Origin of the sequence: Chryseotalea sp. WA131a (genome assembly GCA_025370075.1) — a bacterium.
GTDB lineage: Bacteria > Bacteroidota > Bacteroidia > Cytophagales > Cyclobacteriaceae > ELB16-189.
In genome coordinates, this window is sequence record CP073016.1 from 3,599,143 (window position 1) to 3,620,310 (window position 21,168).

The following is a 21,168-nucleotide window of genomic DNA, read 5'->3' on the forward strand; positions in this document are numbered from 1 at the left end:
AAAAAAATTTTATGCAAAAGCTATCCTTTGAGGAATGGAAAAATAGCATGTCGTTCATGATTGATGACGATTTTGACCAATCTTTCTTAAACTCTATCGAACCTATTGCGATATTCATAAATAAGAATTGCGAACAATTTCCAAATGCCTATAAATTGACGAAGTTTTTATGTACAAACGAAGGTTTTTCGGCACTTCAAAAGTTAAAAGCATTTGTCTCGGTGTTAGGCCTTTCAGAGGAGAGATTGAAAAGAGTCGTTTCTTTGGTTCGCTATAAATATTATGATGATGAATTCCGTTCGGAATGGGGTGTCCCTAAGATCAGTAAGGCAATGCGAAGTGATGATGAATTCTCTAATCGTCTAATTGACTTTTTTATTAATGGACGTAACTCAGAGATAGGAGCTGATATCCCTTTGTATTATATGAGGAATTTTAAGTTGAAAGAGAACTCATTCATTAAGGATTTACAAAATTATAATTATGTAGAACGTATTTTGAATGACAATGAAATTCAAGGCAAGTATTCTAATGAAGTTGGAGCTCATGTAGAAAAAATAATTGGACAGCGACTTGAAAAATTCAAATTAGATAGAAACCCCAATTTGAAATACGAAGTTCAAAAAGAATTTCCTTTACTGAACAAGAACGTTGATTTTTTGATACCGAGCGTTGCATCACCAGTTATACTGATTGAATCATCGTACAATATTACAACTGGCAGCGCTCAATCAAAAAGAGCAGATCAACTAGTTGAGTTTTTTGGCATACTACATAAGCACAACTCAAACCATAGAAAGAACAAGATATTAATGGTTAATTATTGTGATGGGTTCGGCTGGGTAGGAAGGCAAAACGATTTAAGTAGGATTTACGAAGCAAGCCATTTTGTGTTTAATCAAAAATCACTGCATGTTCTTGATGATGTGTTGACTGAGTATTATCCAAATAAATAGCGGGTGACTCTAACAATGAGTTTTGATAAGCAGCTTCGGCTAAACGTGAAGCCACAAATTCAACTACGGGTATGGCAACGGTATTGCCCAGCAGGTCAAAGGCGTTAGATTCATTGGTCGGAATTTCGTACCATTCTGGAAAGCCGAATAACCTAAGACCCTCTCTGATTGTTAATCTTCTTAAACCTCTTCCATCAGGAACCGCCAAACGTGAAACATCTGTTGCTACCAAAGTAGGGGCGATATCGTTTGGATCTAGGATTTTATTTATTTCAAAGCTTAATTTTCCAGTTACGATGTTATATCCTTTTGGCTTTGTTTCATCTGTTACCCTAAATGATTTAACCCCACTTTTAGTTTTTTCTTTAACCAGTTTTTTAGGGTGTTCGAACTTGATGTACCCTTTTTTAGTTAAATCAGTCAACATCCTTTTTAGTTCAACTTTTGAGCAATTATAAAATGTCTGTATTTGCTCTAAGGTCAGCGGCATACCATCCATCCAATCAATTCCGATTTCTTTTGCCCATTGCTTTTTCCTTCGTTCTTTAAAAAGTTGATTTAGAAGAACATTTTGCTCTTCCGTTACTTCTCCCTTAAGGCTAATATCCCAACTGTGAATATTGTTATCACCGCCACGCTTATCTTTGATGGATTTCCCGTACAAATCTTTAATAGAAAAATGAGATGACAGCTTATCAATGAATTCAGATTTCATCGGCTTAAGTCCTTTTTCTAAAACACTATTCAAGGTCTTAAATTGAGGGATGTGGCCACTCAGGTCAACCTTGCTATTTTTTGTGCCTACAATAAAAATCCTTTTTCTGGACTGCGGGAGACCAAATTCTAAAGAATCAAAAACGCTCCACGAAACTTGATAACCCAAATCTATTTCCAAAGAATGCAGAATAGTAGAAAGCGTTCTTCCAATTTCATCATTAGCATTTTGTAAATCATGCTTGACCAACCCTTCCACGTTCTCCAAAATGAATCCAGAAGGATTTTTGTGTTTTAAAATGCGCTCTATTTCAAAGAAAAGAGTTCCCCGTGTATCGAAGAAACCTTGCCTTTTTCCGCTTGCGCTGAAAGGTTGACAAGGAAACCCACCTAGTAGAAAATCAAAATCCGGAATAAATTCATTTCTTATTTCAAAAATATCGCCAGCAAAAAAATCATTTTTAAAATTGTGTTTGAGTGTCTTTACAGCGTAGGGCTTGATTTCCGAAGTCATCACGCATTCGGTTTCGTAACCTAAATTTTTAAAAACATTTTCAAACCCAAGTCGTATGCCACCGAGGCCAGCAAACAAATCAATAAATTTTATCTTACCTTTTTTCATGTGTCAATTTTTTATAAAGGGCATCAGATTCTGCTGCTGTAAGGAAAGTACTTTCATATTCTTCGAATTCAAGCTTACTGCAACCGATCACTGATAAGCACTGAATAAAAAATGAAGCACTAAATGTGCCTCTACTTATTTTGCTGTCGATACTCGACTTTGTTTCGTCAATCCCAATTTGCTTTAACAAAAGAGCTAAATTTGAATTTGATACACCCCTTTTTATAAGCTCGGATTTGAGTAGTCGTTTAGCCCGATTGTTCCAATCTAACATGGTTGTTAAGTTATGAGTTTGCGATATTATATATAAATTGTCATTTATGCAAATTATGCATCGTATTTGATAATTGATCAAACGCAAAATGCGAAGTAAAAGCATATTTAAAGTAGGATTATGAAAGATTAAATCGATACAAAAGCCGTTTTAAATAAACCTAACTTCGACCAACATGCGATTTTTATTCTTACCGCTGGCCATCGCTGTCAGCTCTATCCTATCTGCTCAATCAACGTACACCACTTTTCCAATTCACCAGATAAAATCAATTGACCCTTCGCAAACTGATTTTGGCGACCTAGAGCCCTTAAAAGAAGTTCTTAAAGATAAAAGAATTGTTTTGCTTGGCGAGCAATCGCATGGCGAGGGGGCAACGTTTGAAGCCAAAGTCAGACTTATAAAATTTCTACATGAACAACTAGGTTTTAACGTTTTGAGTTTTGAAAGTGGGCTTTACGATAATTACAAAGCGAATGAATTGTTAAATTCAAACCCTTCGATTAATCCTCTCAAACAAAGTGTATTCGACATCTGGTCAGAGTCGAAAGAGTTTGTGCCGCTGCTCGAATACATTAACACGCAGCGCAAGAGTTCAACTCCTTTACTCGTAAGTGGTTTCGATTGTCAGGCCGATAATCTCTTCAAAGAAAATTATTTGTTGGACTTAAAAGAGCTTTTAAAGGATTCGCAATCTTTAACTGAGTCAGACTATCAAGCTCTACAAGAAGTGATTGAAGGTGATGCAGAATTTGTGGCCAGTGATGCTGCCGATTCCGCCCGTTTTTTCACTTCAGCACAAAGAATTTTGAAAGCGTTTGATACGCTTCCCGGCAAAGAAACAATACATGCTAAAGTAATGCACCAAGTGTTGATCAGTTGGTTGGCGATGGTTCAATACGAGATTGAAATGATGAATGGCAAAGAGATAAAAGTCCAGAATCCGCGCGATTTGCAAATGGCAAAAAATCTAATTTTCCTTTCTACGCTTTATCCCGATAGCAAAATCATTTGTTGGGGCGCCACCTATCATTTTGCAAATCAAATTCAATTGCACCGAGCCACAATCTTAACCAAAACATTTGTTCATAGGTTGGATAGTTTAGAAAAAAATCACGAACCGACCGATTTTGATAAGTTGCTGGAAGGCGCTGTTCCAATGGGACAAGTGTTAAAAAATCATTTTGGCGACAACGTTTATAGTCTAGCCTTTTCATCTTTTGAGGGAAGTTTTGGAATGCTTGGCTTTCCACCCAAATCGCTCAAGCCGATTGAGCCGCCTGTTGGTAGCATAGAGAGCCACTTGGCCAATAGCAAATACGACTTCTCTTTTGTTGACTATAGTAAAAACATAAGCAATGGATATTTCTATTCTTCGGCATTGGGCAACTTGCCAATTGAGGCGGCTTGGCCAAAAATTGTAGACGGGCTTTTCTTTATAAAAAGTTCATACCCGCCTTCAATTCTGGCTATTGCTGGATCCGATGTTTCTCCAACGGCTAAAAAGATTGAACCCGTTATTAGTAAAAAAAAGTTACCAACAAGTATAAAGAGAGTCACCGACAAAAGCACCAAAGAAGGAGTTGCTTACGCCACTGTTTCATTGATGAATACCTCAAAAGGCGTGGCTTGCAATTCTGTTGGTGAGTTTGTCTTCCATTGGAAATCGAGCTCGGCAGATAAATTAATAATTTCTTCCATCGGCTATTTTTCTGATACTGTATCTGTTTTGGAATTCAAGAGAAGCAACAACTTTGAACTAGTACCTCGGCAATATGAATTGGAAGCGTTGGAGATTCGCGCGAAAGCACTTTCCGCCAAAGAAATTTTAAAAAAAGCCGAAAAGAACATTTCATCAAATTATTACCAACTCCCACATCAGCAAGAGTTTTTCTTCCGCGTGAAAGATTATGATAATGACTCAGTAATGTTCAACGAAGAGGCCTCCGTGATGGTGTATAATCAAGACGGTTACACGCCCTCATCTACTATTCAAAAAAAGTTAAAGGGAGAAATTTTGCAGTTCCGGAATACCACTAAAAATCAGGAAAAAGATTTATGGAGCGGAGTAGGCTCTCTATGGCTGATGCTGACACACGATGTAGTGTTAGACAAAGACAATGTACTTCATCGACCTAGTTACTACGATCTAAGTGTGATTGGAAAAACGGTTTTAGAGAATCGGCTCGTTTATGAAATTTCGTTTGACTGTAAGCGACCAGGGGCTTTTACGACCGGCTTTGGATACCCCGGACCATTATCGGCCAAAGGCAGAATTTTTGTGGATGTAGGAAATTTTGCTGTGCTGAAGTTTGAGATTTTGATTTATCGGAAACCCCACTCATCAAGAAAACATCCACACTTGCGATATGACCCGTATGGTCATCAACTTGTACAAACCTATAAGCAACATGACGGTAAATACTTTTTGAATTACTCCAAGCAGGTTAGTTTCTACAAGATACTGAATAGCAAAACCGAGAAACATTTTAACTATGCACACATCAAAGAACTGTTATCGACAGAAATAACATTGGGCGAAAAAGATATTTCTAAAAAGTTAAGCCTTTCCAGCATCAAAAATAAAATCCCAACGGAAGAACCCGAATTTTGGCAGAACCACAATATCGTTGTGGAAGATAAGGTCGCGGAGATTTACAAATTACTGAGTGGTGAATTTTAAAACCTTACCACATATGCCAACTGTGCCACAAAGTCTCTTGAAAGTCCATCTGGGTTTTGGGCACGCTCGGTAAGTTTACCCGCCACCAACAAGCGAATGCCCGAGTGAATATTGAATTGATAGCCGCCACCTACCAAAAGATTGCTCGCCAACCCAGTGCTGCCGGTCACGGACGTTGATTTTCCTTCACTGTCCAAGGTTTGATCGGGCGTTACACGAATCAGATTTAGTGTGCCAATGAAAAAATTCCATTGAGCCAACCGAAAGTTGCGCTCTACGCGAAGGGCAATGTCATCTCCACGAAACAATCCTACAGACGCGGTATAGTTTCTTGCTATGTTTTCAAATGCGCTACCCTCAAAGTTGGTAGGTTGAAAATCATTAAGGGTTCCGTTCAATGGCTTTTGATACCCAACGCCCAGCATCCATTTTTTTGAAATCAACGATACCCCCATCATCAAATCATTTGAGCCAAGCGTGGTTTGCTGATACAGGGGCATGGTATTATCAGACTTTGTCATAGAGGTGTAAATTTTTCCGCCTACCGTGGCACTTAATTGAAAGTTATCTTTTACCACTAATTGACGTGTAAAACTGAAGAAGGTATCGCCCCAACCACGCACCGTGGGCATGTTACCTTCAATAATGGCATACGATGGCAGGCGCAGTTGAAAGAAATTTTTTCTGCCAACGCTAAAGTTCGCATCAATAAAAGTGGAATGAATCCAATCGCCAAACTTGGTGTGACCCAAGTGCTGGGTAAGTTCGATGGAGTGTAACTTAATGCGTACTTTTTGCACATAGGGCTGATCGGGTCGCAAGGCACCCATGGTACAAAAGCCTGAATCGCTGCAACCTTGACCAAGCGCGACAAAACTTGCAGCAATCCAAAAGCCAGTCGTTAAAAAGGGTAGTATTGTTTTCATATCTCAAAGAAACCTGACTTGATTTTAATAAGTTTTGGGTTTTGGAGCCATTCGCTTGATTGAAAGAGTGAACGGTGTTATTTGACGTGCGAACCACGTGTATATATGGACGTTCAAACTTTTTTATTACTTTTAACCAATTATTCAAACCCCAATTCAATGAAAACTCGACTTTTATTTGTTTGCCTGGCTTTGATTTTTTCCGGCACCCAAGTTTTCGCCCAACTTTCTAAGAAGGAGAAAAAGGAATGGAAAAAGAAAGCCAAAGAATACGCAAAGGATCCCGCGAACCTGAAAAATTTGGTGGAGACCAAGCAGGTGATTGATACGGACAACACTGCCCTGAAAGGACAGGTAAGTTCGCTCAATGGCCAAGTTAGTGACAAGAATGCCAAGATTGCTGATTTAGAAGATCAGCTTTCTAAAATGCGCAGTGACCTTACTGCTACCAAGGCAGAACTCGCCCAATTGAAAGAATCACCCTCTATCAACCCAATGGATTTTTCGAAAGGTGTGGTGTTTAAAGTACAGATTGGCGCGTTCAAAAATAAAAACCTTAAAAAATATTTTGACAACAACCCCAACTTTGGTGGCGAAGCTACCGACAAGGGCGAGCAGAAATATACCATCGGTGTGTTTCGCGATTATTGGGAGGCCGATAAATTCAAAAAGTATATCCGCGAAATGGGTGTCAAAGATGCGTGGATCGTTCCGTTTAAAGATGGCCAACGTGTAGAGATCAAAGATGTGCTGGAAGGTGTAATAGCCGACAAGGCTGCGAAATAATTAAGAGGGTGAATGACCGAAGAATCCGTTTTTCGGCATTCATATAGAGTAAAAAATTCAACAAAAAGGCAGCCGTTGGTTGCCTTTTTTATTTTGTGCGCTGTGGCGCGAAGGCTTACTTTTGCAGTATGGCAAAATCAGTGAAGTGTTCCGTTGTATTTATTTTTTTGTTTGCAAGTTTAGCGAATGCACAAATCCGTTTGGATAAACTCGAGATCAAAGCCAAGCAAGAATACATTATCGAAGGGTCAGACGTATTAGTAGTCGATACACTCATCATGCGTGACTCCTCCCGCATTATTCTCAATCGTGAAAAGCGAGAGACCATCATCAACGCAAAAGTTTTGATTGCGAACAAAGGCGCTCAAATAATCGGCAATGGTTTAGCAGGTGAAAATGGCAAAACTGGTGCAAATGGAGCAAGGCAAAGCGCCCCTTGCCGAGTAGGAGGCCACGCAAAGGAAGGAAGTAGTGGCGCACGTGGAAATGATGGATTAGATCTTTCTTTATATGTTAACCAGCTAACCATAAGCGGAAGTTTGATCATTGACTTGAACGGAGGCAACGGAGGCAATGGGGGCAACGGTGGCCGAGGTGGTGATGGTGGAGGGGGCACGCGTGTATGTCGTGGAGGAAACGGGGGAATAGGTGGAAACGGTGGAAATGGTGGCGATGGTGGAAATGCGGGTAAGTTGGTGATGCGGTGTACCCAATGCCAAAATTTACATGTGTTGGACCAACTGTTTATCAAAAATTATGGAGGCTTTGCAGGATTTGGTGCCAATGGAGGTGCTGGTGGATTAGCAGGGTTGGGCACTAATGGTGATGGAAAAAATGGAGCAAAGGGTGTGGCGGGCATAAATGGCGTGGCAGGCAAACAAGGTGTGGTAACTTTCGAAAAGAAATAGAATGGCCAACCGATGGATTTATAAACCACAACCTGCTGCTGAAGAAATACAATCGCTCAGCAAAGCCATTAATGTAAATCCTTATTTGTCCTCCGTACTTATACAGCGTGGCATTTCTGGTTTTGACCAAGCCCAACATTTTTTTCGTCCTCAGTTAAGCCAATTGTATGATCCGTTTTTATTGAAAGATATGGATCTGGCAGTTGCCCGAATAAAATTGGCCATCGATCGGCAAGAAAAAATTTTGGTGTATGGCGATTACGATGTGGACGGCACAACAGCCGTGGCAACCGTTTACGATTACCTGCGCAGCTTTTATACAAACTGTGATTTTTATATTCCCGATCGGCACATAGAAGGGTACGGAGTTTCGGAGGCTGGCATTCGCCACGCAGCAGAGAATAATTTTAAACTCATCATTGCGCTTGACTTAGGAGTAAAAGCCTTGGAGGCAGTGGACCAAGCCACCATCAAAGGAATCGATTTTATTATTTGTGACCATCACCTTCCAGGACTAACCATTCCCAATGCGGTGGCGGTACTGGATCCTAAACGCGAAGATTGCTCCTATCCATTTAAAGAATTGAGCGGATGTGGCTTGGGTTTTAAATTGTTGCAAGCCTATGCGCGCACCCATGGCGATGAGCGCGAAGTATTTGCGTACCTGGATTTAGTGGCGGTAAGTATTGCGTCTGATATTGTTCTCATCAACGATGAGAACCGTGTATTGGCCTACTATGGGATTCAAAAATTAAATCAAAACCCACGGCCTGGATTAAAAGCGTTGAAAGATATTGCTGCTATCAAAAATGATATGGATGTGTCAGCGGTAGTGTTCACGTTAGGGCCACGCATTAATGCTGCAGGCCGCGTGGCGCATGCGCGGGCAGCAGTTGAATTGTTATTATCAAAAACAGAGGCCGAAGCCAATGATTTGGCAGAGAAAATAAATCTAAAAAACAATACGCGCAGAGAGTTTGACTTAAGCATCACCGAAGAAGCCATTGCCATGATTGAGGGCGATGAAGTTTTGAAAAAAGCGAATGCAACCGTTTTGTTCAAAGATACGTGGCACAAAGGCGTGATTGGTATTGTCGCTTCACGCTGTATTGAAAAATATTATCGACCGACTATCATCCTTACCGAGTCAAACAATAAAATCACAGGTTCTGCCCGCAGCGTGCGCGATTTTGATCTGTACGAAGCCATTGGTGCTTGCAGCGATTTGCTCGATAAATTTGGAGGCCATAAATATGCAGCAGGGCTTACGATGGATCGAGATAACTTAGAGGCATTTCAAAAACGATTTGAAGAAGTGGTGGCCGCCCGAATGACCGATGAGATGCGAACCCCCGTGGTGGAAATTGATAGTGTGCTGCCGCTAGACGCCATCACCTACAAATTCAGCAATGTGCTAAAGCAAATGGCACCCTTTGGCCCCGAAAACCAAAAGCCCGTATTTGAGGCACGAAATGTGTTTGTACGCAATGAGCTTTCGAGTTTTAAAGATCGACACATCCGCTTTTTGGCCGGGCAAGAAAATTCGGAAGCAGCTTTGATGGCCGTGGGTTTTGACATGGCCGATTGGTACGATAAGCTTGCCACGGGTGATTTTTTTCGCATGGCATTTACAATAGAAGAAAATACGTTTAATGGACAAACATCCATTCAATTGCGATTGAAGGATTTAAAATTTGATTGAGGCATTAAAAATTCAGACTATTAAATAAGGAGCATGATTGAATCAGCAATCAACCAACAACTCACATATCAATTGTTGGTCACTAAGAATCGCTTCGTTTCTCTGACACCCAAACCTTTTTCAATTGATATAAAATATACTCCAATTTGGAGATTAGAGATGTCTATTTTAGTTTCAAACAATCCGCTATCAACATGTTGATTGAATGGAACAGCTATCAACTCACCAAGTAAGTTGTAGATTGAAATCCTAACGGACTGCTCATTTGCAAGAGAGCACTTTATAGAAACCATCTCTTTTGCAGAAGCGGGGTTAGGCGATAGCTCAAAGATTTCCTTTTCATTTTTTGCTAGGTTTTTGCGCTCAGACTCTTGCAACTTTTTTACAGCATCATCATATTCTTCGGCACGAACAAACGGAAAACGAGGCTGACGCTTATAGATAGAGGATTTACAAAAATTGTCTACAACAGTTGGGTTCGCTGCCGTGATTGTTCTGCAAGGGCTTGACTGACTTGTATTCCAATCAACTCCAGAATTACTTGCATAAGTAACAGGATACTTGCTGACAAAAAGTACGTTTTGTGTATCAGCGTTGCTATTAATCCTTCGAAGATTAACCATTAATTTGGCATACACTAAAGTAGGTGCCCAATTTACCCCATTTGGTTCATCAGTATAGCTGATTTGAAAAACTTGATCAGTTAAACAACCAACATCCACATAATCGGTTCTAAAAGCATATCCGTTCGTGAGTTCATTATAACCCTCAAAATAGGCAAAGTCTCCATTTGGCGAACCATAGTCTGGAAAGAAAGAGCCTTCGGCTACCAAGGCCACTTTAATTTCTTGTATTTCTAGACCAGAGGCGGGATTCAGTACGTAGCTTAAATCTTCTTTGATCTTATAAAGTTCTTGCGTGCGCGTAATGATATTGAAGGTTACCTCATCAAACTCTTGCGTTCGGGTAACAAGGTTTGTCAACTTAGGCGAAAGCATCAAATTAAATGTGCCCAACACTTCGTTGTAGTATGGGTAATCATTATCGGATGCTCCGCTCACATCAGAGCCTGGTGTTCTAAAACCAATGGTGGTGTAGGGGGTATTGTTTTGTATATCACCCTTCAACTTGGTGAACATATCTATGGACATGGGCATTACATTCACATCAATAGGGCCAGATGCTTGCGTGCCACCAGAGGTGAAAAAATCAAATAGACTAACGGCACTAGAAATAAAAGGAATGGAATTGAGACCCGCCCGAAGAAAGCCACTTTTGCCCACCACTTGCGCGAGTTGATCGGCTAAATCTTTTTTGTTCTGCTTCTCCTGCTGGGGAGCATATTTGTCTACCTTGGTTTTGAATCCATTTATAAAACCTACTGCAGATTTGTACGAATCGGTTGCTTTTTTCGCACCTTCCGTGAGCTTACCTACAGAATAAGAACTATTATCACTGGATCCGTTTACTGGCCTGCCTTGATCAATAATGGTTTCTATCCGACCCGTGCTGGTACCCTCCAGCGTAACTTTACTAGTGTTGGAAAACCAAACTTCAATATTTAACTTGGAAGCATAAAGACAAGTACATGGGTCATACATTAAGGGGAAATCTGCATAAAACCATTTGAACGGAAGTGTGCTTCCAAAAGCGGCAACGGTTGTGAATGTTTTGTCAGTATCAAAAATAACATCCACGGCTTTTACTTCTTTCGATAAATCAAGAACGGATGTTTTCATGGGCGAAAACGCATCGAATTTTAAGATAACGTTACAACCATTAAAGCTATTGAAGTCAAGTTTGGCAAAGAAGATACGCAGTACGCTGCGGTATTTATTATACACAATAAAGTACGGGAAAGTGGTGCCCGGGTTGTTGGCTACGCCCTGATCATTGAAACCCAAATCCCGCTTGATCAGCTCCCAACCATTTTCGGGCAATATATCTTTGGGGCCGGGTATGGGGTCATAAAATTGGCTCAAATTGTCGGTGTTAAAGAAAGGAGAGGGTATTGAGGTTGCCGAAACCTGGTTGGACGATATGTTCAGCGGCCAAGAAGGGGCGGCATAATTGAACGTATTGACTTTGGATGGGCGCTGAGGGTTTACGGCAGAACCGGGTGTTGTGGTAATGCCATTGGGCGCGCACAACTGCGCATAGGTCAGGGTAGAGAGCAACGTGCAGAGAAGAGAACAATAGAATTTTCTCATAAACTATATCGTTAGGGGTTAATTCGTGTTCCGTTAAAGGTATCGTTGATTCGAGCGTACTGAAGCGTATTAGGATCTTTGGGTTTGGTGCGGTCTTCGTAACTGAACTTTACCGTAAGCCCCTGATCTTTGGTCATTTTTACCCATGCAATCGGGTTGAGGCAGCCAGGGCAGTCACCCACGCTATACTTAAAATTTACGGCTCTTGCCCCTCTATTAATAAACAAAAATTCATGGTAAAAAACGGCCTGAGGGTTTGGCGAGGGGCACTGCACCAGCGCGCAGCCTTTGTTGATGTTGATGAGATCAAAAGCCCCGTAAATACTGGAAGGGTCAGATGGGTCGGTGCGGTAGGCCACCTGCACCACCTGCCTATCGGTCTTGTTCATGTCGCTGCCAAAGTAACCACTATAACGGCCAATAATTGGGGCCTGCGCCCAATTGATGATATAAAAAGATTTTGTGACCGTGGTTTCCTCTGGGTCGTTCGGGAAACACTGGGAGTCCCGCTTCTTTTTCGCCTTCAGGGTCACATCGATTTTTCCCTCGGCCGTTAAAAAGAGCAGGCCAAACTGACGGGTGGTAAATACCCGGTCGTCAGTGCCCACCTTCCATTCATAAGAATCATACTCTCCTGCAGCCCTGAACACCACAGAATTGTAGGTAAGTATGGTGTCGCTTTCTACCAAGCTATCGCCCACAGCCTCAAAGATCCCAAAGCTCCCATTGAAAGAAATAGCTTTTTCGCAAGGGTCAACGGGCATGATGGGCGGCTTGGGATCCCCGCAATCGATCAAAAGGATTAAAAATGCCAACAACAGCGCAACAGAGAGGATTTTCTTCATAAGCTTTATTGTCAAGTAAATCTAACCAAAAAAATCAACTGCCGAAAGTGGCATCATTAATGTTTCATTGTCAATTGTAATATATTGCGGCATTAGCTTCACAAACAACTTTTATGATTTTACGTTCTGAGAACCTGGTAAAGAAATACAAAAAGCGAATCGTTGTAAACAAAATATCGGTACAAGTACAACAAGGAGAGATTGTGGGTTTGTTGGGCCCCAACGGTGCTGGCAAAACCACGAGCTTTTACATGATTGTGGGGCTGATCAAACCAAATGAAGGCAGCATTTATTTGAATGATGAAGACATCACCGACTTGCCCATGTATCAACGCGCCAAGCGCGGCATTGGTTATTTGGCGCAAGAGGCTTCTGTATTTCGCGGATTGACCGTGGAAGAAAATATTTTGGCACCATTGGAAATGCGCGACATGACGCAGAAGGAACGAAAAGAAAAAGTAGAAACATTGTTGGAAGAGTTTAGTCTTGCTCACGTGCGCAAAAATTTGGGTATGGTGCTATCGGGTGGAGAACGAAGAAGAACAGAAATTGCCAGGGCCTTGGCCGTAGATCCTAGTTTTGTTTTGTTAGATGAACCCTTTGCAGGTGTTGATCCAATTGCGGTGGAAGAAATCCAAGGCATTGTTTCCAAATTGAAAAAGAAAAACATCGGTATTATCATCAGTGATCATAACGTAGACGAAACACTTGCCATTACCGATCGGGCATATTTGATGGTGGAAGGAAAACTTTTTAAAGCAGGCACTGCACAAGAATTAGCAGATGATCCGCTCGTGCGCAAAGTTTATTTGGGTCAGAATTTTCAGTTAAGAAGGGCTGCGGTTACAGAGGATAAATAATTTTTATTTTCCTTGCTTATTCTGAAAGATATACGTCAAGCGGACATCCGTAAAATCAGCAACTTGTTTATGTGCGCGCAAGTTGACACCCAGTGCCCATTTAGAAGTGAAATAATAATTCAATCCCCAGCGATGGTAGACTAAATCATTATTGTTTTGCCCTAACCAATAGATTCCCAACTGCTGACTAAAAACAAATTTGCCTAGCAGAAATTCATGGCCTGCCAAAAAACCACCACGATAACCATCAACAGATGTTCCATTTGATGACAGCCGCTCTAGCATAAATTGGTCAAAATAAAATTCGGTGCCTATCGTCCAGGCATGCAAACGACTAACTTGCCAGCTGCGTGTAAAGTTTGCTCCGGTAATCGGGTAGTATTTTCGTTCACCGCTAAAATCTCCGCCTTTTACAACACCTAAAATGCTAATGTCCATTCTGCGAGAGCGAAAAGATTCGTTGGATTCTTTTGTTCTCCTGTTTTCCGCACTTTTTTAACTTGAGCCAAAAAAGCGTTGAATTTGATAAAATTAGGGGTATTTTTTGGTTGAATTAGGTGGCTCAAGGTTATCTTGAAGGGTGTTTATAAGGAAGAAAGTCAATCGATCAGGTACAACGAGCCTTCATATATTCAGGAAGGAAGGTCAACGGCAAATTCACGTTAAGTCCATTGGCAGTGGCTCTTCGGCAGAGGAGATAAGAATTCTTGAACGGCAAGCGCATTTGGAACTAGAGAAGCTTGTGCGTCAACAAAGTCTTGACTTGCAATTTGATGAGGATAAAAAATTTATTGATGCCTTCAGCAATAACATTCGGAAAATAGAAGTAGCTGGATATGAATTAATCTTAGGTAAACTATTCAGGGAGATTGGCTTTGATGTGGTTACCGATGATTTATTTAGACATCTTGTGCTAAGCAGAATAAGCCATCCCGGGAGCAAGCTTAAAACCATCAATTACTTACAGGAACACCACAGTATTTTTTTTGATATGGATTCGGTGTACAGGTATTTGGATAAAATCCATTCGAAGCACAAATCCATATTACAAGAGGTGAGCTACCAGCACACTCAAAAATTATTCAAGGGCCAGATCCAGCTCTTATTTTATGATGTAACCACCTTGTATTTTGAAGCTGAGGACGAGGACGATTTACGCAAGACAGGCTTTTCAAAAGATGGCAAGGCTCAACATCCTCAGATTTTACTAGGGCTGTTGGTGAGCGCACAAGGGTATCCCTTGTCTTTTGAAATGTTTGAAGGGAATAAGTTTGAAGGCAAAACGATGCTTCCTGTGGTAGAGGCTTTTACTAAAAAGTACGGCATGGCCCAGGCGATTGTTGTAGCGGATGCAGGGCTACTATCTTCAGAAAATATTAATGATTTGATTCGGTTAAAGTATCAATTCATTTTGGGTGGTCGAATAAAAAATGAATCGAAGGTTCTGCAAAGTCAAATTTTGGCCTTGAAGTTAAATGATCAAATTCACACCTTGATAAGACCCGATGGATTAAAACTAATAGTCAGTCACTCATCAACGCGTGCAACTAAAGATAAAAGTAATAGAGTAAAAGGCTTACATCGCTTAGAGCAAGCTATCCGACTTGGCAAGCTTTCAAAAAAGCATATCAATAATCGTGGCTACAATAAGTATCTCAAATTAGAGGGACAAATCACCGTTCAAATCGACTACGGAAAATTTAATCAGGATACGCAATGGGATGGGTTAAAAGGATATGTCACCAATGCCGCATTGCCACCGGAAGAAATCATCAATCACTACAAAAATCTATGGCATATTGAAAAGGCCTTTAGAATATCCAAGACAGACCTTCGAATAAGGCCTATCTACCATCGCTTAAAGAACAGGATTGAATCCCATCTTATAATTGCCTTTTGCAGTTACAAACTCTATAAAGAACTCGAAAGACAACTCGCTGAAAAAAAGGTGGGAATATCCATCGAAAAGGCCATACGTCTGATGCAATCTGTCTTCGCTATCGAAATACAATTGCCTCAATCGGGTAGAACCGCCAAACTTCTCCATGTAAAAACAGAGGACCACAAACAACTACTAAAAGCTTTCAATATCGATCTTTTAAATTAGGTGGCTCAAATGCGGAAAACAGGAAAAGATTCGTTGGATTCTTTTGTTCTTGCAAATTTTTTCAACGCCAACCCTTTTTGCGAATACTCAATGCCCAAACCTACCGTTGGCCAATTGATGCCTTTGTTAGGTTCGCGCAATCCGCCATTTGAAACATGTTGGTACTCTCCGTTGATACTCATCGCCCACGAAGAAGAAAACTGCCATCGTAAACCAACGCCCAATGCCAAGTTCGCACTCACCGGTAAACTATACGAGTTGTTGGTCGGATTTTTTATTGGATCGCTTGGGTTCGATAAGAAGGCTGCCCCAATGGAAACTTTGGGATAAAAACTGAGGTGCTTGTTCATCATAAAATGAGGCTCAAGTGAATACGCCAAATTAAGACCTCGGCCCAAAATCGAATTGTCGAAATCGTAATAGCCAACCAATAAACTATGTCGCGGAAAGCAATTGTATTGATCTAGAATTTGCTTGTCAGAGCGCTGCCAATTGAGTGTGGCCGTCACGCCAAGAGGAAACGAATTCGCTGTATTCTCTACATCGTTCGAGTGTGCAAAAATAAATCCATAGTTACCAAAAAGTGAATAGCTAAAGGAGGGTTTACTGCGCAAACTATCTTGTGTATATGCCACAACGGCAATAAAAATAAGCACTATTGTGTTAAACCACTTCATGCACAACAATAACCAATGACGTCTTTTCTTGTTTAAGTTTACTTCGAATAAATCTCCTTTCCCTTATCGTCCCACTCTTTTCTCAAATAGGGCTTGGTATCTTTATCGAATGGCTCTTTGGGGTAGGTGATGACTCGCTTGCGTTTTCCGTTGGGATAGTTCTCTATCCAATCCCCTACTTTTTCGTTGAAGCGGTATTCTCCACGCACGGCCACTTGGCCATTTTCGTGGAGCAGGTAATAAAAGCCTTCTTTCTCATTGTACTCCACGGGTGTGATCTCTTTAATTTTTTTACGCTCGGCAGGGTCGTAGTAAGTGATGCGCGTTTCTTTTGGCCAACCTTTGTAGTATTTCTCTTTGTCTTCCAATAAATCTTGTCGGTCGTAGCGCATCCACCGGCCGTGCTTCGTGCCTTTGTAATAAATGCCTTCTTCAATTAATGTGGTCCCCACCATTCTTTTGTAAGGGCCATGCAGCAGCACACCTTTGGCGGGGTCAAATTTTTCGGTCCGCCTTACTTCTCGTCTGGTAAAATCATACCAGTAGATATCGCGGGCAAATGTATTGGCAGGCTCCGATTTTTTTAGTTTGTAAAATAACTCCAGCACCACACGGTCGCCATAGCCTTTGCGGGTAAAACCTTTTTTTGTTTTGATTCCATAAAAGACACGCGGCTTTGGTTTTTTCTTTTTGGTAACAATAGGTTCTTCAATCTGTTGGTACAAATCGAGTACTGTAAAAGGCTTGTCCGTATCAAAAGTAAATTGACCTTCTTCGCGCTTGGGCTCGGGCTTTTGAGCTAAAGCGCAAATAGGTAAAGCAAGAATTAACGAAAGCGCAAAAATCTTCATCACGAAATGGAAACGAAGATACGATAAAATTATTTTGGCGATGACTGAATAACCGCTTCTTTTGTATTTTTCAAAATAGATTATTCATGACTATTCGTGAAGCTACCACCACCGACATTCCTTACTTGCTCGATTTTCAACTCAAGATGGCCTTAGAGACTGAAAATATCACACTTGAAATCTCTACCCTTACAGAAGGGGTGAACAAACTTTTTAAAGACCCCACCAAAGGAAAGTATTATGTGGCGGTAGATGAAAACGAAGTAATGGGCTGTTTGATGACGACTTATGAATGGAGCGATTGGCGGTGCGGCACGGTGTTGTGGATACAATCTGTTTATATAGCTGCACCACATAGGGGCAAAGGTGTTTACAAAAAAATGTACGCGTTCATTCAGCAAATGGTGAATACTGATCCTGATTTACGAGGCATCCGTTTGTATGTAGATAAAACAAATGCGGCAGCGAAAGAAGTCTATCAAAAATTGGGCATGAATGGTGAACATTACCAGATGTATGAGTGGATGAAAGGATAATAATTTTATATCTTTAGGTTATGGAAATCACAATTGAACGCCCGCCTCGCACCATGATGGAGCTTTATGAAATGCTACCTGAGGGCACATTGGCCGAATTGATTGATAATCAAATTTATATGTCGCCTGCACCTCTTTTTAAACATCAGAAGACAATTCAATCTATTTTTAAAGAACTTGATAAGATAGTTGAGGAAAAAGGCAAGGGCTCAATAATTGTTGCACCATTTGATATTAAATTGGATAAGACTCAAAATTCTGTGCAACCTGATATTATTGTTATTCTTAAGAATAATCCTAATCAAGTAACCGAAGATGGTCGCTATACAGGTGTGCCTGATTTATTAATCGAGGTCCTTTCGCCAAGTAACAAAGAATATGACCTTATTAAGAAAAAGGATCTTTACGAAAAATTTGGTGTTCAAGAATATTGGATTGTAGATCCAGATACAAAATTGGTCATTGGCTTCTCATTAAGTAGTAATCTTTATAAAAAAATCAGCGAAGAAATTGGCAAAATCAAATCTCCCCTTCTAAGCTCCGAATTTACTTTTTAACTCTAATTCAATCTGAGGTTAAAAACTTGTAGCTTGCAGCTTGTAGTTAATTTTCCATGCCTACTTCTCCCGTAAAGAAAATCCGAGACCTCTCCGGCCACGACTATATTGAAATCATTGGTGCGCGTGAGCACAATTTAAAAAACATCTCAGTTTCGTTTCCGAGGAATAAATTGGTGGTGCTTACAGGTATTAGTGGGAGTGGCAAATCTTCGCTAGCGTTCGATACAATTTATGCCGAAGGCCAACGCAGGTACATGGAAAGTTTCTCGGCTTATGCGAGAAGTTTCATGGGTAATCTTGAGCGACCTGATGTTGATAAGATCAATGGCCTTAGCCCTGTGATCTCAATCGAGCAAAAAACCACTTCGCGCAATCCAAGATCGACTGTTGGCACGGTCACAGAAATTTATGATTTCCTACGACTCTTGTATGCGCGCGCAGGCGAAGCATTCTCCTACTTGACAGGCGACAAAATGGTGCGCCAAAGCGAGGAACAAATTTTGGACGCCATCATTCATAACTTTAGCGGTAAGAAATTGATTGTTCTTGCACCTGTCATCAAAGGCAGGAAAGGACACTACCGAGAATTATTTGTACAGATACGTAAACAGGGTTACACCAAAGTTCGAGTAGATGGTGAACTGCAAGACATCACCCCCAAAATGCAACTCGACCGATTTAAAATCCACGATATTGAAGTAGTCATCGATCGAATTGTGCCGGATGCCAAAGACCGATATAGAATTGGGCAATCAGTAAACACCGCATTGAAAGAAGGAAAGGGTGTGATTCTAATCCAAGAGGAGAACAAAAAAGTACATCACTTCTCTAAATTTTTGATGGATCCCAAAACAGGATTGTCGTACGATGAACCTGCGCCCAATAATTTTTCTTTCAACTCGCCCTATGGTGCTTGCCCTATGTGCAATGGCTTGGGCGAGATTGAAGAGATTACTGAAGAATCTGTAATTCCAGATAAAAAGTTAAGCATCAGTCGTGGTGGAATTTTGCCATTGGGCGAGTACCGCGACATCTGGATTTTCAAAAAAATTGAAGCGATACTCAAACGATACAAACTCACGCTCACCACCCCGATCAAAGACATCCCCAAAGAAGCGTTAAAAGTTTTGCTCTATGGCGATGATGTGCCGGTAGCGGTCGCTTCTGTAAAATATCCGGGCACGGAATGGAACACCAAGTTTGAAGGCATCGTTAACTTTCTCCAAAAGCAAAAAGACGAAGGCAGCGAAGCCATTCGCAAATGGGTAGATGATTTTACGATTACCAAAATTTGCCCCGAGTGCCAAGGTGCACGGTTGAAGAAGGAGTCACTTCATTTTAAAATCGCTGATAAAAATATTGCCGAACTCGCCAACCTAAATATCTCCGATTTAAAGAAATGGTTTGACGGTTTGGAATCGCGCCTCAGCGATAAGCAAAACCAAATTGCCGTGGAGGTGCTGAAAGAAATCAGAAAGCGCATTGGCTTTTTGTTGGATGTTGGGTTGGATTATTTGCACCTCAATCGACCCTTGCGAACATTGAGCGGTGGCGAGGCACAGCGCATTCGCTTGGCTACACAAATTGGTACGCAGTTAGTGGGTGTTCTCTACATTTTAGATGAACCGAGCATTGGCTTGCATGCCCGCGACAATGTGAAGTTGATTAAAGCATTGAAGGACTTGCGCGACTTGGGCAACTCCGTAATTGTGGTAGAGCACGATAAAGAAATGATGCTTGAATCCGATTACATCATCGATGTAGGGCCGGGCGCGGGAAGGCACGGAGGCCACATTGTGGCGGAAGGTGATCCTGAAACATTCTTAAAAATTGATAGCACCACCGCAAAATACCTGAGCGGAAAAATTGGAATAAAATATTCGAAAGAGAGAAGAAAAGGCAGTGGCGAAAAATTGGAATTGCTTGGCGCGACCGGCAATAATTTAAAGAATGTTGACTTGCAGATAAATCTGGGAACACTTACGTGTATCACAGGCGTTTCAGGCAGTGGAAAATCAACATTGATTCATGACACACTCTTTCCGATTTTGAATCAATACTTTTTTAATTCACATAAAGAACCGCTGCCCTACAAAAAAATTGAAGGGTTGAAGTTGATTGACAAAGTGATTGAAGTCGATCAATCGCCCATTGGCCGAACACCGCGCTCTAATCCGGCTACCTACACGGGCGTGTTCACTGACATCCGCGATTTGTTTTCACAAATGCCAGAGGCTAAAATCCGTGGGTATAAAACAGGTCGCTTTTCATTTAATGTAAAGGGCGGCCGCTGCGAAACCTGCGAAGGTGCTGGCTTGCGTTTGATTGAAATGGAATTTTTGCCCGATGTATATGTGCCGTGCGAAACATGTAAAGGCAAACGCTACAACCGCGAAACACTGGAAGTGCGCTTCAAAGGCAAATCAATTTCGGATGTGCTGGACATGACGGTGGAAGAAGCTGTTAACTTTTTTGAGAACCAGCCGCGCATCTTGCGTAAAATTCAAACGCTGAGCGAAGTGGGGCTTGGTTATATTTCCTTGGGGCAACATGCTACCACGCTTTCGGGTGGAGAAGCTCAGCGCGTGAAATTGGCCACCGAACTTTCAAAGCGTGACACTGGCAAGACACTTTATATTTTGGACGAGCCTACCACGGGTTTGCACTTTCAAGACATCAGCCACTTGTTGGATGTGTTGCAGAAGTTGGTAGACAAAGGCAACACGGTATTGGTGATTGAGCACAACATGGATGTGATTAAATCTTCTGACTATCTTGTAGACCTTGGCCCCGAAGGTGGACAAGGTGGAGGAAGAATTGTTGCAAAAGGAACACCTGAGCAAGTGGCCAATAATCCGGCCAGCTTTACGGGTAAGTTTTTGAAGGTGGAGTTGAGTAATAAAAATAATTAAATTTGTAGCGGAATAATCAATAACTTCAGTATGCCTGAA

18 protein-coding genes are annotated in these 21,168 nt (G+C 41.3%); 10 read left to right on the plus strand and 8 right to left on the minus strand.

Annotation, left to right across the window (positions count from 1 at the left end; genetic code table 11):
- Nucleotides 1–11 precede the first annotated feature (11 nt).
- Nucleotides 12–956, plus strand: coding sequence for a hypothetical protein (locus KA713_16560; protein UXE66056.1), 945 nt, complete (start codon nucleotides 12–14; stop codon nucleotides 954–956).
- Here KA713_16560 and dcm read toward each other — a convergent pair.
- Both dcm and KA713_16570 read right to left on the minus strand, forming a co-directional pair.
- Complete coding sequence (gene dcm / locus KA713_16565; protein UXE66057.1) at nucleotides 895–2,292, minus strand: DNA (cytosine-5-)-methyltransferase; 1,398 nt, start codon at nucleotides 2,290–2,292, stop codon at nucleotides 895–897. The genes KA713_16560 and dcm overlap by 62 nt on opposite strands.
- Nucleotides 2,279–2,566: a hypothetical protein gene (locus KA713_16570; GenBank protein ID UXE66058.1), complete on the minus strand. Its 288-nt coding sequence runs from the start codon at nucleotides 2,564–2,566 to the stop codon at nucleotides 2,279–2,281. The genes dcm and KA713_16570 overlap by 14 nt, the downstream gene beginning before the upstream one ends.
- Nucleotides 2,567–2,741: 175 nt before the next feature.
- Here KA713_16570 and KA713_16575 point away from each other — a divergent pair, with 175 nt between their 5' ends.
- Nucleotides 2,742–5,249, plus strand: a complete 2,508-nt coding sequence (locus KA713_16575) for an erythromycin esterase family protein (GenBank protein UXE66059.1) — start codon at nucleotides 2,742–2,744, stop codon at nucleotides 5,247–5,249.
- Here KA713_16575 and KA713_16580 read toward each other — a convergent pair.
- Entirely contained in the window at nucleotides 5,246–6,175 is a 930-nt protein-coding gene (locus KA713_16580) for a hypothetical protein (protein UXE66060.1), read from the minus strand. The genes KA713_16575 and KA713_16580 overlap by 4 nt on opposite strands.
- A 159-nt stretch (nucleotides 6,176–6,334) precedes the next feature.
- Here KA713_16580 and KA713_16585 point away from each other — a divergent pair, with 159 nt between their 5' ends.
- From KA713_16585 to recJ, 3 genes are all read left to right on the plus strand, one after another.
- Complete coding sequence (locus tag KA713_16585) at nucleotides 6,335–6,961, plus strand: Ezrin/radixin/moesin family protein (GenBank protein ID UXE66061.1); 627 nt, start codon at nucleotides 6,335–6,337, stop codon at nucleotides 6,959–6,961.
- Nucleotides 6,962–7,089: 128 nt separating this feature from the next.
- Nucleotides 7,090–7,869, plus strand: a complete 780-nt coding sequence (locus KA713_16590) for a hypothetical protein (protein ID UXE66062.1) — start codon at nucleotides 7,090–7,092, stop codon at nucleotides 7,867–7,869.
- Nucleotide 7,870: 1 nt separating this feature from the next.
- Nucleotides 7,871–9,571 (plus strand): single-stranded-DNA-specific exonuclease RecJ, encoded by a 1,701-nt coding sequence (recJ, locus tag KA713_16595; GenBank protein ID UXE66063.1) that lies wholly within the window; start codon nucleotides 7,871–7,873, stop codon nucleotides 9,569–9,571.
- A 68-nt stretch (nucleotides 9,572–9,639) separates the two neighbouring features.
- Here the strand turns inward: recJ and KA713_16600 are convergent, their stop codons facing one another.
- A complete protein-coding gene (locus KA713_16600) occupies nucleotides 9,640–11,781 on the minus strand; it encodes a T9SS type A sorting domain-containing protein (GenBank protein UXE66064.1) in 2,142 nt (713 codons plus the stop codon).
- Nucleotides 11,782–11,792: 11 nt separating this feature from the next.
- Nucleotides 11,793–12,626 (minus strand): hypothetical protein, encoded by an 834-nt coding sequence (locus KA713_16605; GenBank protein UXE66065.1) that lies wholly within the window; start codon nucleotides 12,624–12,626, stop codon nucleotides 11,793–11,795.
- 113 nt (nucleotides 12,627–12,739) lie between these two features.
- Here KA713_16605 and lptB point away from each other — a divergent pair, with 113 nt between their 5' ends.
- Nucleotides 12,740–13,486, plus strand: coding sequence for an LPS export ABC transporter ATP-binding protein (gene lptB / locus KA713_16610; GenBank protein ID UXE66066.1), 747 nt, complete (start codon nucleotides 12,740–12,742; stop codon nucleotides 13,484–13,486).
- A gap of 3 nt (nucleotides 13,487–13,489) precedes the next feature.
- On the opposite strand, the gene KA713_16615 is transcribed toward lptB, so the two are convergent.
- On the minus strand, nucleotides 13,490–13,924 hold the full coding sequence (locus KA713_16615; protein UXE66067.1) for a hypothetical protein: 435 nt from the start codon (nucleotides 13,922–13,924) through the stop codon (nucleotides 13,490–13,492).
- A 142-nt stretch (nucleotides 13,925–14,066) separates the two neighbouring features.
- Between KA713_16615 and KA713_16620 the strand changes: the two genes are divergently transcribed.
- Entirely contained in the window at nucleotides 14,067–15,593 is a 1,527-nt protein-coding gene (locus KA713_16620) for an IS1634 family transposase (GenBank protein UXE66068.1), read from the plus strand.
- 5 nt (nucleotides 15,594–15,598) lie between these two features.
- Here the strand turns inward: KA713_16620 and KA713_16625 are convergent, their stop codons facing one another.
- Together KA713_16625 and KA713_16630 are read right to left on the minus strand one after the other, a co-directional pair.
- Nucleotides 15,599–16,270: an acyloxyacyl hydrolase gene (locus KA713_16625; GenBank protein UXE66069.1), complete on the minus strand. Its 672-nt coding sequence runs from the start codon at nucleotides 16,268–16,270 to the stop codon at nucleotides 15,599–15,601.
- A gap of 38 nt (nucleotides 16,271–16,308) precedes the next feature.
- The gene (locus KA713_16630; GenBank protein UXE69165.1) at nucleotides 16,309–17,082 is read right to left on the minus strand and encodes a hypothetical protein; all 774 of its coding nucleotides are present in this window, start codon (nucleotides 17,080–17,082) and stop codon (nucleotides 16,309–16,311) included.
- A gap of 125 nt (nucleotides 17,083–17,207) precedes the next feature.
- On the opposite strand from KA713_16630, the gene KA713_16635 reads away from it, so the two are divergent.
- The 3 genes from KA713_16635 to uvrA are packed head-to-tail and all read left to right on the plus strand — an operon-like array spanning nucleotide 17,208 to nucleotide 21,129.
- Nucleotides 17,208–17,657, plus strand: coding sequence for a GNAT family N-acetyltransferase (locus KA713_16635; protein UXE66070.1), 450 nt, complete (start codon nucleotides 17,208–17,210; stop codon nucleotides 17,655–17,657).
- A 20-nt stretch (nucleotides 17,658–17,677) separates the two neighbouring features.
- On the plus strand, nucleotides 17,678–18,214 hold the full coding sequence (locus KA713_16640; GenBank protein ID UXE66071.1) for a Uma2 family endonuclease: 537 nt from the start codon (nucleotides 17,678–17,680) through the stop codon (nucleotides 18,212–18,214).
- Nucleotides 18,215–18,270: 56 nt separating this feature from the next.
- Nucleotides 18,271–21,129, plus strand: a complete 2,859-nt coding sequence (uvrA, locus tag KA713_16645) for an excinuclease ABC subunit UvrA (GenBank protein UXE66072.1) — start codon at nucleotides 18,271–18,273, stop codon at nucleotides 21,127–21,129.
- The last annotated feature ends 39 nt before the right edge of the window (nucleotides 21,130–21,168 follow it).

Excerpts from the sequence above, each read along its gene's own strand:
- uvrA (UXE66072.1), top strand. The coding sequence starts at position 18,271 with ATGCCTACTTCTCCCGTAAAGAAAATCCGAGACCTCTCCGGCCACGAC.
- KA713_16570 (UXE66058.1), bottom strand. The coding sequence starts at position 2,566 with ATGTTAGATTGGAACAATCGGGCTAAACGACTACTCAAATCCGAGCTT.
- KA713_16605 (UXE66065.1), bottom strand. The coding sequence starts at position 12,626 with ATGAAGAAAATCCTCTCTGTTGCGCTGTTGTTGGCATTTTTAATCCTT.
- KA713_16585 (UXE66061.1), top strand. The coding sequence starts at position 6,335 with ATGAAAACTCGACTTTTATTTGTTTGCCTGGCTTTGATTTTTTCCGGC.
- KA713_16625 (UXE66069.1), bottom strand. The coding sequence starts at position 16,270 with ATGAAGTGGTTTAACACAATAGTGCTTATTTTTATTGCCGTTGTGGCA.
- KA713_16615 (UXE66067.1), bottom strand. The coding sequence starts at position 13,924 with ATGGACATTAGCATTTTAGGTGTTGTAAAAGGCGGAGATTTTAGCGGT.
- lptB (UXE66066.1), top strand. The coding sequence starts at position 12,740 with ATGATTTTACGTTCTGAGAACCTGGTAAAGAAATACAAAAAGCGAATC.
- KA713_16590 (UXE66062.1), top strand. The coding sequence starts at position 7,090 with ATGGCAAAATCAGTGAAGTGTTCCGTTGTATTTATTTTTTTGTTTGCA.
- recJ (UXE66063.1), top strand. The coding sequence starts at position 7,871 with ATGGCCAACCGATGGATTTATAAACCACAACCTGCTGCTGAAGAAATA.
- KA713_16640 (UXE66071.1), top strand. The coding sequence starts at position 17,678 with ATGGAAATCACAATTGAACGCCCGCCTCGCACCATGATGGAGCTTTAT.
- KA713_16635 (UXE66070.1), top strand. The coding sequence starts at position 17,208 with ATGACTATTCGTGAAGCTACCACCACCGACATTCCTTACTTGCTCGAT.
- dcm (UXE66057.1), bottom strand. The coding sequence starts at position 2,292 with ATGAAAAAAGGTAAGATAAAATTTATTGATTTGTTTGCTGGCCTCGGT.
- KA713_16575 (UXE66059.1), top strand. The coding sequence starts at position 2,742 with ATGCGATTTTTATTCTTACCGCTGGCCATCGCTGTCAGCTCTATCCTA.
- KA713_16560 (UXE66056.1), top strand. The coding sequence starts at position 12 with ATGCAAAAGCTATCCTTTGAGGAATGGAAAAATAGCATGTCGTTCATG.
- KA713_16580 (UXE66060.1), bottom strand. The coding sequence starts at position 6,175 with ATGAAAACAATACTACCCTTTTTAACGACTGGCTTTTGGATTGCTGCA.
- KA713_16600 (UXE66064.1), bottom strand. The coding sequence starts at position 11,781 with ATGAGAAAATTCTATTGTTCTCTTCTCTGCACGTTGCTCTCTACCCTG.